This is a genomic window from Halalkaliarchaeum sp. AArc-GB, assembly GCF_031432225.1.
Taxonomy (GTDB): Archaea; Halobacteriota; Halobacteria; order Halobacteriales; family Haloferacaceae; genus Halalkaliarchaeum.
Genome location: NZ_JAVKGM010000028.1, coordinates 1 through 17725, shown reverse-complemented (window position 1 = coordinate 17725; position 17725 = coordinate 1). Strand labels below are relative to the sequence as shown.

Here is a 17725-nt window from a genome sequence, read left to right as displayed (position 1 = left end):
GACCGTCTCCGTCTCTCTTCGAACCTGCCGAACCGTCCGGGAACCGCGCCACGCCGCCCTCGATTCCGACCGCGAGGTCGTACTCGCCGGCCGCGTACGCCCGCTCGGCGCGGACCTCCGCACCGGTGCGCGTCTCCGCGTGGCTGGTCGGCTGTTCGTCGACGCCGGAGTCGACGTCGACCCGTTCGACGACGGCCCCGTCGCCGAAGCCGTCCGCGTCGCTTTTCATCGCCAGCTGTACCGCCCGGCGTTTCACGGGATTCCTGCTCCCGACGGCGACTCGCATGTCGGAGAGACTGTCTGGAACCCCGTTCAGTCTTGCGGATGCAGTCGATCGGACAGCAGTTCGATGCCGTCGAGCAGGCGCGGACTCGATTGATTCAACAGAGAATCGTCGACGACGTGGATTTCGGGATCGACGTCCCATTCCCTGCCCGCGATCCGGTCGGGCGAGACGCGATCGCCGTGCCCGCAGACGTGCAACACCGCGTGATCGGGAGCCGCGTTCTCGACGGCCGCCTGCTGGATCTCCCGCGATCGCTCTCCGGGTGCAACGAAGGGATACCGGCCGCCCGCAGCACGGACCGCGTCCGGGACCCAGTTGCCTGCCGCCATCGGCGGATCCGACCACTCCTCGCAGTAGACGACGGGGCGGTCCCGTCCGGCGACCCGCCGTTTTCCCTCCTCGAGACGCTCTCGGCACGTACGGGCGAGTCGCGTTCCTGCGTCGGTTTCGCCGAGTGCCCTGCCGAGCGCTTCGAACCCGTCGATCACCTCCTCGAGTCGGGCGGGTTCCCGATGGACGACGTCGTATCCACGATCGCGAAGTTCGTCCCGGATCTCCCGCTGGAGTTCGTCGCTCGTACAGACGACCGCGGGACCGATATCGCGGAGGCGGTCGTACGACGGGTTCAGCCAGCCACCGACCCGCGTGACGTCGGCCGTCTCCGCATCGATCGAACAGTGTGTGGTCACGCCCGCGAGGCGATCTGTCAGGCCCATCGCCGCGATCGTCGCGGTCGCGCTCGGCGCCAGCGAGACGATCGGTTCCACGGTCATCGTCTTGTGATAGTGGTGAGAGTTTATAAACCGGTGTGGACGGCATGGATCGTCTGGATATGGGATCGGCTCGGAGACGGCTCGGCTCCGGGACGACGTGGCTCAGGGACGGCTCGGCCCCGGGACGACGTAGCTCGGAGACGGCTCGGCTCCGGGACAACGTGGCTCGGGCGGATTCGAACCTCACTCGCTCCCGTTCGCTCGCTTCGCTCGCTCACCTCCCGCTCGCTGGTTCGAATCCGCCCGAGCCAATTTCTGGGACGAACGAAGTGAGTCGCAGAACTGTATGCGAGGGCGGTTGAGCCCTGAAAGACGCAGCGTCGAGTGAAACGAGACGACCGTCTTTCTCCGGTTCGAATCCGCCTCGCAGAAATACTCGGCCCTCGCTGACGCTCGGGCACTCGTATGGGCTCGGGCGGATTCGAACCGCCGATCTCGTCCTTGTAAGGGACGCGTCATAACCACTAGACCACGAGCCCGCATTCGAACCCACCCGCCCCGAGCGAATAACGCTTTCCTTCTGGAGCGAAACCGGACGACACGCTCATACGTCGGTCGCCCCACGATTCCCCCGTGAACGAACGGGCCCTCGGTGCTGCCGTTGTCGTCGTCCTCCTCGTCGCAGGGATAGCGGTCGGGATGAGTCTCGGGCTGCACGAGCGGGGCGACTACGAGTGGACCACAGTCACGATCGAGAACGCCGACAGCGGGGACCGGCTCGCCACTGTCGACGCCCGAATCGCCGACACCCGAGAAAAACGCTACACTGGGCTCTCGAACACCGACGACCTCGCTCCCGACGAGGGGATGTGGTTCGTCCACGACGAGCCGGGCACGTACGACTACATCATGCGAGACATGTCGTTCCCGATCGACATCGTCTTCGTCGACGAGAACGGGACGATCACGACGATCCACGAGGCACCCGTCGAAGAGGACCAGTCGTCGCTCACCACCTACACCGGCTACGGACAGTACGTCCTCGAAGTGAATCTCGGATTCACCGACGAACACGGCATCGAAGAGGGCGATCTGGTAGTCGAACCGATCCACTCCCCCGCCGACGACCGCGACGAGACCACCTGACGCGACCGACCCCTTCAAGGGAACGGGGCGACACAGTCGGGGTATGGTTCCGGAGTGGCTCCCGCTCCAGCGGCTCGCGGTCGTCGCTGCCGGCCTCCTCGCGTTCGCCATCGTGTACGCGATCGACCGACCGCAGGGAGCGTGGGGTCGAAAACTCCGCTCCCGGTTGTTGTTCGGGATCCCGTGGGGCACGCTCGTTTCCCTCGGGGGGGTCCTCCTCGTGTACCTGTTCGTCCAGGGCGGTGCCGAAAACTGGTACAATCCGGTGGTGGTGCCGTTCCGGGCGTGGTCGTACTTCTACCCGCTGGGGATGGTGACGGCGGGCTTTTCCCACGCGAGTGCGGGCCACCTGATCGGCAACCTGCTGGGTGCACTGGTGCTGGGCACGCTCGCGGAGTACGCCTGGGGCCACTTCCCCCAGTCGAGAGGCTCCTCGTCGTTCGAATCGTGGAAAACGAACCCGTACGTCCGTGCGTTCCTGATCGTCCCCGGGGCGGTTCTCGTCGCCGGACTGCTCTCGTCGCTTTTCGCCGTCGGTCCGGTGATCGGCTTTTCGGGCGTGGTCTTCGCATTCGGGGGATTCGCGCTGGCCTTCTACCCGCTGGGGACGATCGTCGCCCTGGCGGCGAGTACGCTCGTCCGACTGGTGTACAACGCGATGCGACATCCGGAACTCGTCGCCAGTGCAGATTGGGTGTATCAAACACCCTCGTGGGCGACGATCGCGATCCAGGGCCACGCGCTCGGGCTGTTCGTGGGACTTCTCGTCGGATTGTACCTCCGACGCCGTCGGGGTGATCTCCCCTCGGCGCTCCGGCTCGGGACCGGCGTGTTACTGTACGGCGCGACGCGGTCGTTGTGGGCGGTGTACTGGTACCGCGGCGGCGAGACGTACGTGCTCTACCGGGCGATCGGCCTGGCGCTCGTGATTCTGCTCGCGACGCTCGTGGTCCTCGCCGGAGCCACTCGCGACGAACCGCTGTCGATTCCGTCGCTTCCGACACCCTCGTCGCTTCCGTTCCTCTCGTCGTCTCCGTTCCGCCTCTCGCTCCCCTCGATCCCGGTGTCGAACCCGATCGCGGGCGTGTCGGCGGCGGCGATCGGCTTCGTACTCCTCCTCGTGGGCGCGGCGATGATCGCCGGGCCGGCGATCCCGGTGAACCTCGTCACCGCCGACGAGGAGCCGCTTCCGGGCGATCCGATCGAGGTGCGTGACTACCAAGTGACCTACGCAGAGGGTGTCACCGACGGGATGGTCGACGTGATCGACGTCGATCTGTTCGGCGAAACCACCGCCGTCGAGACCTCGGGAGTAATCGTGAAGAGCCAGGAGCGACATCTCTGGACCACTGCAGCCTCGAAGAATCGCCTGCAAGGCTCCGGGCAGGAACAGATCGGGCTCGGCGGGCTCGGCTGGCGCGACTCGGTGACCGCCCACCGGACGGGCTGGCAGGTCGTCGGCGGGGACCGCGTCTACCGGGTGGAGCTCGAACACGACGGGGACCGCCGTGTCGCGTTTACCTCGACGGGATCCCACGCCCAGCCACGCGTGGACGGGCGGAACGTCACGGTCGTCTCCTGGGAGGACGGGTTCCACCTGCTTGTCGCCCACGACGGCGGGATCGAGACGGTGCAGATCCCCGAGCAAAACGAATCGGTCGACGCGATGGGCGTGCAGTTCGTCCGCGAAGAGGACGACCTGTTCGCAGAACGCGGCGAAACGCGGGTTCGAATCGCCGCAAAGGAGACGTACCGGCGCTGAACCGAATCCGGGAGCGACGGCCGCGTTCAGCGATGGGTGAGACCCCGCCGGAGGATGTCCCCGTACGCGGGCCGGGTGATCAGCACACCGACCAGCACGCCCAGGATGGTGAAGATCGCGAAGCCGGAGAGGTCACCCAGCGAGAGAATCATCAGCGGTGACATCGCGATGATCGTGGTCGCGGCGGCGGCGCCGATCACCCAGAACGCTCGCCTGAACCGCGAGTCGAACACCTTCCTGGATTTCACCTCGCCCTCGCTCATCACCTCGTCGGCGATAATCACGAGGTCGTCCACCCCCGTACCGACCACGGCGATGAAGCCGGCGACGACTGCCAGATCCACCGGATACTGAACCAGCGCGGCAAACCCGAGCAGGATGTACACTTCCGAGAACGCGGTCACCGTCATCGGGAGCGCGACCTTCGGGTTCCGGTAGCGGAGGAACACCATGCCTGCGACCGCAATCACAGCGAGGGCCCCGATGATCACGCCGAACAGCCGGAAGTTCTCACCCTGTGTCGGAGAGATGAACGACGAGGTTCCCTGTTCGATCCCCAACTGGGCCGGGATCGCACCCGCGCGGAGGTTCAACGAGATGCGCTGGGCGTCCTGGAAGTCGGTCGCCATCAGCCGGAAGCCGGGATCGTTCGCCCACGAGCCTTCACGCATACTCTCTGCAAGTCCCGGCTGCATCCCGAACGCGTTGACGACCTCGCCGTCGACGACGAGCAGGAGGCACGGGTCCTGGGTCTCGCCGACGCCGTCGTCACTGAAGTAGGTACACTGCGACCCGCCCGGTTGCGCGACGCCCAATTCTGCGGCGGCGTCCTGGAACCGCTCGGCCGCCGGGTTGCCTTCTTCGTTGACGACTGACACCGGCACGTACGGCCGGTCCGATTCGTCGCGCTGGGCGGTCCCGATGTTCTCGAAGTCGTCCTGCACCAGCACGGAGCGTTCGGTCGAGTAGCCGTCCTCGGCCTCATCGTCGGGGTAGTAGATGTCGATCCGGACCGTCCCGCGCTCCTCGATGAGTTCGATGACGTCGCTTCTGTCCTCGCCCGGCACCTCGATCAGCAGGAAGTGTTCGCCTGCGCCGGGGTCGAACACCTGGCGGACGCTCCCGCCCGAGAGTCCGGCCTCGTTGATCTTCCCGTCGATCACCCGGATCGCTGCGTCACGGGTTTCGTCGGTGACGCCCGGCGAGATCGAATCGTACTGGTAGCCGGCTGCCTCGAGCGCGACCGCGAACTCCTCTTCGGTGACGCCAGCGTCTGTCACCTCGACCTCGCCCCCGTCCTCGGTGCGTTGTTCGACGTTGACGTCGGTCGAGTCGGTGTCCGGCAGTTCGTTCGCGACGTTCTGGGCGACCTGTGAGGGGGTGTCACCCCCGAATTCGACGCCGTCGGCGACGAACCCGAGAAGCGGCGCACGGATCCGCGTCCCGCCCGCGAGATCCAGCCCGTACTGGAGGTTCGTCAGCCCTTCGGACGCCTGCTGTTCGACGTCGTCACCCTCGACGACGTCGGGAGATTCCGGTGCCATCGTCGGCGAGAACAGCGCGAACGTCGCTGCGAGTATGAAAACGGCGAGCAGCAGCAGTCGCCAGTTCTCCTTGATCATCGTTTTACCCCCCGGAACTTGTACCAGCGAAGCAGCGTCACGTTCATCAGATAGGTGTTCATCAGGTCCGCGAACAGCCCGACGACCAGGATAATCCCGATGTCACGGAGCAGATCCACCCCGAGAATCGTCGCGGCGATCGCCATCACCGTCATCGCGGCGATAGAGGTGATCGTCATCGTCACGCCGGTGCGCATCGCCCGGTGAACCGACTCGTAGAAGTCACCGGTCCGGCGGAGCACGCTGTTGTTCAACAGGATGTCGGAGTCGACGCTGTACCCGATCAACATCAGGAGTGCCGCAACCGTCCCCAGCGTCAGATCGATCCCGAGAAGATTCATCATCGCAATCGGGATCACGATGTCGGAAAACGCCGAAGCGACGACTGCCACCGAGGGGATGAACGTCCGGAACAGCGCGAACACCAGCACCGCCATCCCGAGGAACGCGATGCCGACGCCGGTGACCGCGAGTTGACGGGTGTCTGCCCCGAAGCTCTCGCTCACTTCGTCTAACCCGCGTAACTCGAAGTCGGCAGCTTCAACCTCCGATTCGATCGTCGACGCGTCGGTGACGCCGGCGCGGAACGTCACCACGTACACGTCGTCCCCGGGGATCGACCGGATCGTGTCCGGCTCCGCCGAGAACGCCTCCTCGATCGCCGCGTCGGGATCCTCGACGTCGTCCATGGCGATCCGCACCTCCGTCCCCCCCGTAAACTCCAGCCCGTAGTTCGCGGGGGCGCCGGTCAGCAGATACCAGCCACCGACGATCAAAAGCGCGAGCGCGAGAACAGCGAGCGGAACCACCAGGAGCTGGCGGTTCGAATACTCGGTGTAATCGACCTCCGGTACCCGCAGTTCGACCATAAACGCGTCTGCGAGTTCGCATTGAATAAGCCTTCTCGTTTTCCGGCGACACGGCCGCGTTATCGGCTATTGGCGGCGTGTCCGTAGACGAACTCTCGCAACAGTTTCCCGGCCAGCGCCGCCGCCTGGCCGTCGTCGCGATCGTTCACCTCGACGACGTCGAATCCGTCGGACCGGGGCGCCACCGCTCGGACCGCGTCCCGCATCTCGCGGGGCGTCAGGCCGAACGGCTCCATCGTTCCCGTCCCCGGCGCGTATCCGGGATCCGCGCCGTCGATGTCCACCGAGAGGTAGACGGAGTCGACCTCCGCGAGTTCGTGTTCCCCCGCGTCCATCGCCGTGATCCACTGCCGGGTCTCTTCGGGAGACACGACGGTCACGTCGTCCGCCTCGGCGCGATCCCACTCCTCGGGAGAGCCGGTTCTCGCGCCGACGACGACGAGCCGGTCGGCGTGCCCCTCCTCGAGCGCCCGGCGACAGACGCAGGCGTGGCTCCACTCGTCGCCGGCGTACGCGTCACGGAGATCCAGGTGAGCGTCGAGGACGACGAGAACGTCCGGCTCGACGGCGGCGACGCCCGCGTACGTAACCGTATGCTCCCCGCCCACAACGAGCGGCACCGCGTCCTCCCAGACGACGTCCCGCAGGGTCCCCTCGAGGAACTCGAGGTAGTCGGGGACGTCAGACCACGCGTGGACATCGCCGGCGTCGTGCACCGAGAGATCAGTGAAAAACTGGTCCGTCCGCCGGTCGTAGTCGTCGTACGTCTCCGCAAAGCGGCGGATCCGGTCGGGACCGAAGCGGGTCCCGGGCTGAAAGGTCGTCGTCGCGTCCAGGGGCGCACCGACGATCGCGTACTCCGCCGCCTCGCGGTCGGCCGACGCGCCGGGGAACATTATCCGACGATCTTCCGCTGGTCCTCGTACTCGAGGTACTCGATGGTGTCGTCCGAGGAGAACGATTCGTCCTCGGGTATCCGCATGGTGAACGTCTCGTAGGTGTCCAGGTCCATCACCTGGGCGTCGTCGCCAGTCACCGAGACGACCTGCCCCTGCTTCCGCTCGATGATCGGCACCCACACCTTCGCGTCGACCGGCTGGGAGAACGATCGCTTCTTGCCATCGAAGACGCCACGTCCCTCGACTCTGGCCTTCGCACTGCCGTGTTTTCCGGGCTTTGCGGTGCTGTAGGCGTTGATCTTGCAGGGTGTGTCGTCCATCATCACGTAGCTGCCTTCCTGGAGATCGCGAACCTGCTTTTGCTCTTTCGGCATACACCGTCGTTTTGCCGGCGGTAGTATAAACGGTTTGATCGTCGACGTGCGGGCCCCTCCGTCGACTTTCGGCACTGTTCGTCGCCTACAGTTCGGGTTCGTACTCCTCGTCGTCGCCTTCGGGGAGCAGATTTCCTGTCCGGAGATAGCTCGTCGCCATCAGCGCCAGGAATCCGGCAGCGATCGCGACGATCGTCCGGCCGGGAAACTCCAGACCGACGGCGTTGCCCGCGAGGTTCACGACGATCAGGGTGACCGCACCTGCCCCGAGCGCGATCGACTCCTCCGAAAGGTCGTCGAATCGGTCCGGGAAGAGGCTCATTGGGGCTCCCCGCGGTTCACGATCGCCTTCGAGACGTGCGAGAGTCCACGCTCCAGTTCGGAGGTGGGAAGCCCGAACCCGATCCGGAAGTAGTCGTCGTGACCGAACAGCTCCCCGGGGGCGAGCACGACGCCCTCCTGTTCGACGACGGTTCGACAGAAGTCGGTGCTCGACTCGAACCCGTCCGGGACGGTGACGAAGCCGTTGACCCCGACCGGATCGTACCAGGAGAGACCGTGGCGATCGATCCAGTCGGCGACGATCTCCCGGTTTTCGGCGGCGAGTTCGCGGTTCTCCGACAGGATCTCCGCCTCCCGTCGACCCAGCGCCTGTTTTGCGACGTGCTGGCCGAACAGCGACGGCGAGATGGTGGTGTAGTCCTTCCAGTTCCAGGCGGCGTCGATCACCGATCGATCGCCGACGAGCCAGCCGAACCGCAGACCCGCCAGCCCGTACGCCTTCGTGAGGCTCGTCGTCGACAGGCCGTACTCGCCCATGCTCGCAGCCGGGGGCAGCGGGTCCTCGGCGAGCAGCCGATACACTTCATCACACAGCAGGTACGCGTCGTGTGCGGCGGCAACGTCGTACAGTTGCTGGATGATCTCCTCGCCGTGATACCGTCCCGTCGGGTTGTTCGGGTTGTTCACGACGACGACCGCGGTGTCGTCGGTGATCGCCTCCCGGACCGCGTCGACGTCGAGTGCCCACCGCGGTGGCTCGAGTGGGACCGTCGTTACCGAACCGAACGCCTCCGGAACCGAGTACAGCGCCTGGTAGGTCGGCGTCACCACGACAGCGTGGTCGCCGCCGTCGCCCCCCAGAAGCGAGAGGAACGCTAGAACGTTCGCCTCCTGGGTCCCGCAGGTGAAAAGGACCTCCTCGGCCGATCGATCGTAGCGTTCCCCCACCCGGGCACGGAGCTCCGGATCGCCGTTCGTGGGGATCACATAGCCCAACTCGCCCGGATCGAGATCGAACCGGGAGGCGGAAAGCGACCGGATCCCGCTTTCGGCGAGCATGATCTCGGCGTCGTGTTCGTACTCCGCGAACCAGCGTTCGAGGCCGAACGGGGCAATGTCCATACGGACGTGTGTGCGGAGACGAGGTTAATTCGTTCGGGACTGGCCGCAGTCGGCGGAAGCGTCCCCGTCGGCGACCGGGAGCGAGAGGGTGACGACGGTACCTCGCGGCTCGTTGTCCCCGATAGAGAGCTCGCCGGCCGAGAGCGACGCAGTCCACTGTACAAGCCACAGCCCGAGACCGCTGCCGTGGACCAGATCCGTCTCCGCCCGGGAGCTCAGGATCTTCCGTTCCGGCTCCGGGATTCCGGGACCGTCGTCGGCGATCCGGATGGAGATCAGTTCGCCGTCGGGTTCGACTCGAACGGTCACCCGGGGCGAGGAACAGTCGTGATGTTCGACCGCGTTCTCGATCAGTTCCGCGACTGCCAGCTCGAACAGCTCCAGGTCGACGACGCTCACCCGGTCATCGGGGTCGGCACGTTCCGGGAGTTCGACCGCGATATCCGCGTGCGGATACCGCCCCCTGGCGTCGGAAACGACGCGATCCACGACGTCGGTCGCCGACGCCTCCACCGCGCTGTCGCGACCCTGGAGCGTTTGCTCGACGTGGCGCGCCTTCTCGGAGAACTCGACGACTCGCCTCGAACTCTCGATTGCAGTTTCGACGTGCTCGACGCTGCCCCCTGTCGACCGACGCTCCAGCAGCTCCAGGTGTCCGAGAACGACGTTCAGTTCGTTGCGGACGTTGTGTCGGAGGATCCGGTTGAGCACGCTGATCCGCTGTTCGTGCTCGGTGACGTCGGTGACGTCCTGGAGATAGACGATCCGCCCGATCTCGCGGTCTCGCCCGTCGGTCAGTGGCGTCGATCGCGGACGGAACCGACGTTCCTCCCCCCCGTTTTCGACGACGAGCTCGCCGCCGTCGGAGACGACGTTCGACGACAGGAGCTCGTCTGCGGGCTGTCCGACGGTGATCCCGTCGAAGATGCGTCCGGCGACCGGATTGAAGTCCCTGACCTCGCCGTCGGGACCGACGACCACGACCCCATCCTCGAGCGCTTCGACGAGCCGGTCCCGGGCGACCGGCCGGAGCGACAGCAAGTCGAAGTAAAACAGCGCCAGCGCGAACACCAGCCCGGAGACGGCCAGTGCCGTGGTGGTGAGATCGACCGTCGGCTCGGGCCCCATTCCGAAGTTCATCGCGACGTTCGTCGCCAGGGGGACGAAGGCGGCGACGAACAGCAACACCGCCTGCTTGCGATAGACGGATCCCGATCGGGCGATCGCGATGGCGTACACCACCAGACCCAGAACCGTTATCGAGTACAGATAGCCGAGGCTGATCCAGTACAACGGGCCGAACTCCGGTACCAGAACCGACGCGCCACCGACCGTCGCGATCGAAAGCGACTCCCAGAACAGACCGTGAGACGGGTTCGTCCACACCGCGGTGATCGTGATTGCGGGGACAATCGAAAGAAGCGCGTAGGACCGTCGGGAGAGCCACCGCTCGTAGCCGGCATAGCGGAGCGCCACGACGAGATACGCCACGGGCGCGAGAACGGTTCCGGGGTAGCGGAGCTGGTGCCAGAAGGCGACTTGCTCGACAGAAGAATAGCCGAGCGCAACGCCGTGGGGGAGAGCCCACGCTGCGGCCGCGAACATCAACGCTGCCAGCGGCCAGGCTATCGGGTCCGGTCGCTGCCGGAGTGCGGCGACACCGACCGCGAGCGCCACGACCGAACTCCCGAACACGATAACCGCGAACGGCGATATCGTCCAACCCATCGAGGCTGGGTTTATTTCTCCGAAGACGTGTAATAATTGTTTTTAACTCTCGTTTGACACGTTTTGGGTGTTCGAGCAGCTCCACCCGCTATGGGGAGGTCCGAGATCCCACAGCGTCGGCCTCGGAGAGGTACCGGTCCGGGACGTACGGCCGGACGCTCGCCGGGAGCAAACTGGCGACGACCGGTGCCAGATCGGCGAGTCGCCTTGACTGTGTAATAAGCGGAAACCCGAGCACTGCCGACAGCGCGAGGACTTTAGGGGAGCAGTCGGTGCGAATCCACAGCAGGATGGGCTCCGTCGATCAGTTCGCGATCCGGACGGGAATCCCCGCCGTGCTCGCCCAGCACGGAGTCGACGACACCATGGTGGATCTGCTTTTCAACCTCGTCGACGCGTTCGTCACGGCGGTCTGGGGAACGGTGTATCTCGCTGACGTGGCCGACTCGATGTCCGAACGGTTCGAGGAATGGTGGGGCGAGTGAAAGCGAACGCGCTCTCGGGGATATACGCACTCTCAGCGAGTCATCCAGAACAGTTCGGCGGAGAATGTAAAGTTCGAGGCTTTCGCCTCGAATTTCCGTAACGGCCGCTTTGAGAGTCTGGAGCGTTCGTTCGGGCACCTGTGCCGTCAGCGTAGGTAACAGCCACTCACGAACGGTACTGTCGAGATCACTGAAGAACAACGACTGACCGATCTCCCCGCCTCCGTTCTCCTGTCGAGACAGGGGGAATACCCAGCACGGGATTGAAACAGAGCGGTTGATCGAGGATGCATAGAAAATCCAGCAGAAACGACCGATATTGCAAGAAAGGCTCCTACCGTTACTCAACCCCTCCTCCGGAATCCTCAACACGTCATTATCCGGATCGAACCAACTGAATACTGCCTACTTAATCTCAAAAGACCTGAAACCCGCATCCATTGCGACAAAAACCATTGAAGTGTGCTTGAACGAGTTGGCTTGATACCCTTTAAGTCACGTAGTTAGTTCGTTTCCGATCGTTCTGGTGTGCGATCCAGAACAACTCCGCGAAAACACAGTGCAAACGCGTTCGACTTCTCGCGGATTTCGGTCTTGAGCATGCCCATCCCCTCGATGTCGCTCACGTGCCGGATGATCGTACTCTTCGACTGGACGGTTATCTCGGCGAGTTCTGAGAGCTTCTGACAACCGCCGACGGCGATGATCGCCTAGATAGCCTCCTGGAATGGCCTTGGGAACCTGCTCAGTCAGGCGCAGCAGGGACCACTCGTGCGCGGTGCTATCGAGGTCGCTGAAGAAGACTTCCCGTTCGATGGTGAGGAAAAACACCAGCTCGGCGATCGTCAGCTGGAGCAGCACATCGCGGGCGCCACCGCTCAGCGAGACGATGGTCTCCCGGTCGGTCGTGATCTCCGTATTGATATCAGCAGACGCTTCAACCCCACAAGGGTTCGTCTGAAAGAACGGTCAGACGGTCCACATTGGTCGCCCGGACGGCGCTTCAACCCCACAAGGGTTCGTCTGAAAGAAAATAGTTCAGTAGTTGAAAGCGGGTCAAATCCGGCTTCAACCCCACAAGGGTTCGTCTGAAAGAGTTCGTCTTCTCGGTACCCATCCCGCTGGATCAGCTTCAACCCCACAAGGGTTCGTCTGAAAGTCTTGATTGCTTCGCGGCGCTGGGCGTCATCTGGCGCTTCAACCCCACAAGGGTTCGTCTGAAAGGACGCTCGAGGTAATCGTCACGAACCCTGGGCGGGCGCTTCAACCCCACAAGGGTTCGTCTGAAAGCGACTCGACACGGAGACGATTCTCACCGGGGAGTCTGCTTCAACCCCACAAGGGTTCGTCTGAAAGGCAGATGTTCCCCTCGAGTCGGTATCTCACGACGGCTTCAACCCCACAAGGGTTCGTCTGAAAGCGGCGCCGTGTTCTCCACGCCCGTCAGCGTGATCGAGCTTCAACCCCACAAGGGTTCGTCTGAAAGAATCGCCTCGTATTCGAGATAAAGAGGTTCCAGCAGCTTCAACCCCACAAGGGTTCGTCTGAAAGCGCCCCGGTGCGGTCGGACGTGCGCCAGCAGTATCGGTGCTTCAACCCCACAAGGGTTCGTCTGAAAGCAACAACTGACAACGTTCAGTTTCGATATTCCGGTGCTTCAACCCCACAAGGGTTCGTCTGAAAGCTGCTTGGAGAGGACCGCGACAGAGAGGAGGTCGCTTCAACCCCACAAGGGTTCGTCTGAAAGTATCGGTTCCAGTAGTCGGTGCCGTCGAGCGGCGGGCTTCAACCCCACAAGGGTTCGTCTGAAAGTGCCGACGATCTCCTGGCGGATTTTCTCCGAGGTGCTTCAACCCCACAAGGGTTCGTCTGAAAGTGGTGTGGCAACGCGGTATCAACCTGCCGGGCATTGGGGCTTCAACCCCACAAGGGTTCGTCTGAAAGTCAACTGCTCCTCGTTATCCAGCATCTGGAACTCGCTTCAACCCCACAAGGGTTCGTCTGAAAGTCTAACGCGAGTTCGTCGACGGGCGTCGTCGTCTCGCTTCAACCCCACAAGGGTTCGTCTGAAAGGTTCCTCGAACAGACCCCCACGGTGTCGCTGCCGATGCTTCAACCCCACAAGGGTTCGTCTGAAAGGTTCCTCGAACAGACCCCCACGGTGTCGCTGCCGATGCTTCAACCCCACAAGGGTTCGTCTGAAAGCCTCGCGCTCGTCGTCGCGAACGAGTATGTCGAAGTGCTTCAACCCCACAAGGGTTCGTCTGAAAGAAGACGCCCCCCTCCCCCAGATTCGCCCAAATCAGCGCTTCAACCCCACAAGGGTTCGTCTGAAAGCGACGATGACACCGACGACGATCGCCGTGAAACGGGCTTCAACCCCACAAGGGTTCGTCTGAAAGTCTTCGCACGGCGGAGGTCCTCCCAGTCAGAACAGGCGCTTCAACCCCACAAGGGTTCGTCTGAAAGCCGCTGCGGAGTCGACACACGAATCGCTCTCCGAGCTTCAACCCCACAAGGGTTCGTCTGAAAGCCGGCCTGTACTTTTTGCTCGGGTGCTACCATCATGCTTCAACCCCACAAGGGTTCGTCTGAAAGGCGCGAAAGAGCCGGGGAGAAGGACCCCGACACCTTGGCTTCAACCCCACAAGGGTTCGTCTGAAAGCTCACATTGTCAAACGACCCGATAGTAGCCGACGACGCTTCAACCCCACAAGGGTTCGTCTGAAAGGGCGCTCGATTCGCTCCGGCGGGACCTCCGCTTGACGCTTCAACCCCACAAGGGTTCGTCTGAAAGGAGACCAGCAATACCCGCCGCCCGTGCCAAACAATTGCTTCAACCCCACAAGGGTTCGTCTGAAAGACCCGAGGGATGGACGCCTTCGAGAACCTCATCATGGGCTTCAACCCCACAAGGGTTCGTCTGAAAGTACCTTCTCGACACCCATCTGACCGACCTCGGGAAGCTTCAACCCCACAAGGGTTCGTCTGAAAGAACGCATCGAGTTCGGCGCCGATGTACGAGGAGCAGGCTTCAACCCCACAAGGGTTCGTCTGAAAGGCGATGCGGCTGATGGGTGCGTATCCGAGTCCGCAAGCTTCAACCCCACAAGGGTTCGTCTGAAAGAACATATTCGGTCCCGCTCGTTCCGGAGTAACCGTAGCTTCAACCCCACAAGGGTTCGTCTGAAAGTAGCGAACAAGAAGTACTGGAGCTGGAGCGAGGTGCTTCAACCCCACAAGGGTTCGTCTGAAAGCCTGCACGAAGCACACCGAATATGGATTGAAGCAGGTGCTTCAACCCCACAAGGGTTCGTCTGAAAGGTGCCGTCGGACTCTGATGTCCTCGAGTGTCCGGCAGCTTCAACCCCACAAGGGTTCGTCTGAAAGCTTCTTGATGGGACGCCGTGAGTTTCCCGGTGTAGCTTCAACCCCACAAGGGTTCGTCTGAAAGCTCTCTCCCGAGCCAGGGGGAGACGATGGATCCGACGCTTCAACCCCACAAGGGTTCGTCTGAAAGCCCCCTAATCACGGACATCAACGACGCGGAGGACGCTTCAACCCCACAAGGGTTCGTCTGAAAGGTCCGTTTCGCCCGCGTTCGTCGTGACCGTCTCGCCGCTTCAACCCCACAAGGGTTCGTCTGAAAGTCCGGGTCACTCATTCTAACACGTCCTTGATGTATGCTTCAACCCCACAAGGGTTCGTCTGAAAGCGGTCGTGGGTACGACGTCTTTTCCAGGTGTTCGCGCTTCAACCCCACAAGGGTTCGTCTGAAAGTGCAGTACACAGGCACACAGTTGTCTGAGGAAGCTGCTTCAACCCCACAAGGGTTCGTCTGAAAGAACGCGGGCACCTACGCGAACGCTGGTACGGTGGCTTCAACCCCACAAGGGTTCGTCTGAAAGTCAGGGTTTCAACCCGCCGAGTGCCCGTTTTGCGGAGCTTCAACCCCACAAGGGTTCGTCTGAAAGAAATTGTTCGACCCGGGTGCGCACGAGTTCGCAGTGCTTCAACCCCACAAGGGTTCGTCTGAAAGACCGCGATGTGGCTCCACGACATCGGCTTGCGTGTGCTTCAACCCCACAAGGGTTCGTCTGAAAGCGCCGACGGTCGCTCCGAGCGGGCCGTGGCCGGCGCTTCAACCCCACAAGGGTTCGTCTGAAAGGGAGATCTCTCCGGACCAGGCGTTGCGCTGGTTGTGCTTCAACCCCACAAGGGTTCGTCTGAAAGAAGAGACAATCTATCCGAGGGGCCGCACAGTTCGTGCTTCAACCCCACAAGGGTTCGTCTGAAAGCCAAGTCCCGATCCGAGATGGCGTCGTCGACTTCGGCTTCAACCCCACAAGGGTTCGTCTGAAAGTTGAAGGGTCGCTTCCCAACCGCCGGTCGCGCCGAAGCTTCAACCCCACAAGGGTTCGTCTGAAAGACTCACTGGCTGCGATAAGAGCATCTTCCAAAGTAGCTTCAACCCCACAAGGGTTCGTCTGAAAGGACGCGGTGAGACGGCTAGCAAGTCGAACAAGCCGCTTCAACCCCACAAGGGTTCGTCTGAAAGTCGCTCGTTGAGGACTCATACGGCGTTTCGGTGGAGCTTCAACCCCACAAGGGTTCGTCTGAAAGACGGGGTGGAGCCGGCGATGGACACCAGCCTGCAGGCTTCAACCCCACAAGGGTTCGTCTGAAAGGCGATTCGTTGCTTGGTGTGTTCGGCCTGCTCGAGGCTTCAACCCCACAAGGGTTCGTCTGAAAGTGGGTCGGGTGTCGGCCCGCTCGGCCGCCCAGTCGCTTCAACCCCACAAGGGTTCGTCTGAAAGGCCGAGCAAGTCGGGGACGTCGACGTGCGCGTGGGGCTTCAACCCCACAAGGGTTCGTCTGAAAGGAACTCGCGGGTTCGGAACCGGGACAGTACTTCTCGCTTCAACCCCACAAGGGTTCGTCTGAAAGTACGGGCCGACGGCCGACGAGCCGATCCCGGAGGCCGCTTCAACCCCACAAGGGTTCGTCTGAAAGTGGCGATCGCCGGGTTCGTTGGTTCGGTTGCCTACGCTTCAACCCCACAAGGGTTCGTCTGAAAGGCGTCTCACTCGGCGTGATATTCGACGTGGCGCTGCTTCAACCCCACAAGGGTTCGTCTGAAAGTCGATGTAGTCGTCTCCGTAGATCTCACAGCCGAAGCTTCAACCCCACAAGGGTTCGTCTGAAAGCACCGCCGCACAACTGGAGGCGCTCGGCTACGTATGCTTCAACCCCACAAGGGTTCGTCTGAAAGGCTGGGACATGGACGGCACGGCCAGGCACCACACGGCTTCAACCCCACAAGGGTTCGTCTGAAAGAACTGGTATCCGATCGACCCGATGGTCAATGCGGGCTTCAACCCCACAAGGGTTCGTCTGAAAGCGTAGTGTTTGATCCGGCCGCGTTCGTCGCCGTCGCTTCAACCCCACAAGGGTTCGTCTGAAAGACTCGGCACGTTCAAGCACGCGGCAGACGCCGACGCTTCAACCCCACAAGGGTTCGTCTGAAAGGACTACGAGGACCCGATTCGGGACCTTCAGGGCGTGCTTCAACCCCACAAGGGTTCGTCTGAAAGCAACTCGGCTACGTCCTCGCGGGCGTAGTCCCGCAGGCTTCAACCCCACAAGGGTTCGTCTGAAAGTTCCGCATGTCCATCTCGTGAATCGCCGAGTAATCGCTTCAACCCCACAAGGGTTCGTCTGAAAGGCTGGTGAGTACGACGGCGGCGCCTTCCGACCGGCGCTTCAACCCCACAAGGGTTCGTCTGAAAGCGCTCGCGATCGTCGGGCTCGCGATCGGGACGAGCTTCAACCCCACAAGGGTTCGTCTGAAAGGACTCCGATTGGCACCGCCAACGCCAACGCGCCCGCGCTTCAACCCCACAAGGGTTCGTCTGAAAGCGTCGACGTCTCGGCGGCGGCGGACCTGCTACCCAAGCTTCAACCCCACAAGGGTTCGTCTGAAAGTCCTCGGGCCACACCCCGCGCACGTCGATCACGTCGCTTCAACCCCACAAGGGTTCGTCTGAAAGTGGACGACATGAACGACATGGTACGCGAGGACGTCGCTTCAACCCCACAAGGGTTCGTCTGAAAGCCCGGACGTCTACGGAGACGCTGAGGCAACTATCGCTTCAACCCCACAAGGGTTCGTCTGAAAGGGCCCGAGCGTCTTTCTCTCGCCTAAGAGCGGGGCTTCAACCCCACAAGGGTTCGTCTGAAAGGCACTTGCTCGCGGAAGCGCGGTTAGTCGACCAGGGCTTCAACCCCACAAGGGTTCGTCTGAAAGCCTGGAAACGCTACGGCGACTCGCCAGCGGGGAGGCGCTTCAACCCCACAAGGGTTCGTCTGAAAGATCGGGACGTTCTCCGGGATTTCCTCGAGTTCGGGCTTCAACCCCACAAGGGTTCGTCTGAAAG

General features: G+C 62.7%; 12 protein-coding genes, 1 tRNA gene and 1 CRISPR repeat array. Of the genes, 3 read left to right on the top strand and 10 right to left on the bottom strand.

Features of this window, described 5'->3' with window-relative positions:
* The 3 genes from RH858_RS16515 to RH858_RS16505 all read right to left on the bottom strand — a co-directional run.
* The coding region (locus RH858_RS16515) for a DUF84 family protein (RefSeq protein WP_310562481.1) at window positions 1-286 on the bottom strand (286 nt) is incomplete at its 3' end.
* A 26-nt stretch (window positions 287-312) separates the two neighbouring features.
* Window positions 313-1059 carry a helical backbone metal receptor gene (locus RH858_RS16510; RefSeq protein WP_259534022.1) on the bottom strand — a complete coding sequence of 249 codons (747 nt, stop codon included), beginning with the start codon at window positions 1057-1059 and terminating at the stop codon, window positions 313-315.
* 406 nt (window positions 1060-1465) lie between these two features.
* A tRNA-Val gene (locus RH858_RS16505) sits at window positions 1466-1538 on the bottom strand.
* 94 nt (window positions 1539-1632) lie between these two features.
* Between RH858_RS16505 and RH858_RS16500 the strand changes: the two genes are divergently transcribed.
* The gene (locus RH858_RS16500) at window positions 1633-2145 is read left to right on the top strand and encodes a DUF192 domain-containing protein (protein ID WP_259534023.1); all 513 of its coding nucleotides are present in this window, start codon (window positions 1633-1635) and stop codon (window positions 2143-2145) included.
* A 43-nt stretch (window positions 2146-2188) separates the two neighbouring features.
* Window positions 2189-3907, top strand: coding sequence for a rhomboid family intramembrane serine protease (locus tag RH858_RS16495; protein ID WP_310562480.1), 1719 nt, complete (start codon window positions 2189-2191; stop codon window positions 3905-3907).
* 26 nt (window positions 3908-3933) lie between these two features.
* Here the strand turns inward: RH858_RS16495 and RH858_RS16490 are convergent, their stop codons facing one another.
* The 7 genes from RH858_RS16490 to RH858_RS16460 form a co-directional block, all read right to left on the bottom strand.
* Window positions 3934-5529 (bottom strand): preprotein translocase subunit SecD, encoded by a 1596-nt coding sequence (locus RH858_RS16490; RefSeq protein ID WP_259534025.1) that lies wholly within the window; start codon window positions 5527-5529, stop codon window positions 3934-3936.
* The gene (gene secF / locus RH858_RS16485; RefSeq protein WP_310562479.1) at window positions 5526-6398 is read right to left on the bottom strand and encodes a protein translocase subunit SecF; all 873 of its coding nucleotides are present in this window, start codon (window positions 6396-6398) and stop codon (window positions 5526-5528) included. The genes RH858_RS16490 and secF overlap by 4 nt, the downstream gene beginning before the upstream one ends.
* A gap of 59 nt (window positions 6399-6457) precedes the next feature.
* Window positions 6458-7294, bottom strand: a complete 837-nt coding sequence (gene speB, locus RH858_RS16480; RefSeq protein WP_259534027.1) for an agmatinase — start codon at window positions 7292-7294, stop codon at window positions 6458-6460.
* Window positions 7294-7671 carry a translation initiation factor IF-5A gene (locus tag RH858_RS16475; RefSeq protein ID WP_259534028.1) on the bottom strand — a complete coding sequence of 126 codons (378 nt, stop codon included), beginning with the start codon at window positions 7669-7671 and terminating at the stop codon, window positions 7294-7296. Before RH858_RS16475 ends, speB begins: the two co-directional genes overlap by 1 nt.
* 85 nt (window positions 7672-7756) lie before the next feature.
* Entirely contained in the window at window positions 7757-7993 is a 237-nt protein-coding gene (locus tag RH858_RS16470) for a hypothetical protein (RefSeq protein WP_259534029.1), read from the bottom strand.
* Window positions 7990-9075, bottom strand: a complete 1086-nt coding sequence (locus tag RH858_RS16465; RefSeq protein WP_259534030.1) for an aminotransferase class I/II-fold pyridoxal phosphate-dependent enzyme — start codon at window positions 9073-9075, stop codon at window positions 7990-7992. The genes RH858_RS16470 and RH858_RS16465 overlap by 4 nt, the downstream gene beginning before the upstream one ends.
* Before the next feature lie 24 nt (window positions 9076-9099).
* Window positions 9100-10803: a histidine kinase N-terminal 7TM domain-containing protein gene (locus RH858_RS16460; protein ID WP_310562478.1), complete on the bottom strand. Its 1704-nt coding sequence runs from the start codon at window positions 10801-10803 to the stop codon at window positions 9100-9102.
* A gap of 272 nt (window positions 10804-11075) precedes the next feature.
* Between RH858_RS16460 and RH858_RS16455 the strand changes: the two genes are divergently transcribed.
* Window positions 11076-11288 (top strand): hypothetical protein, encoded by a 213-nt coding sequence (locus RH858_RS16455; protein ID WP_310562477.1) that lies wholly within the window; start codon window positions 11076-11078, stop codon window positions 11286-11288.
* A gap of 934 nt (window positions 11289-12222) precedes the next feature.
* A CRISPR array of direct repeats spans window positions 12223-17725; the repeat unit is 30 nt; unit sequence GCTTCAACCCCACAAGGGTTCGTCTGAAAG.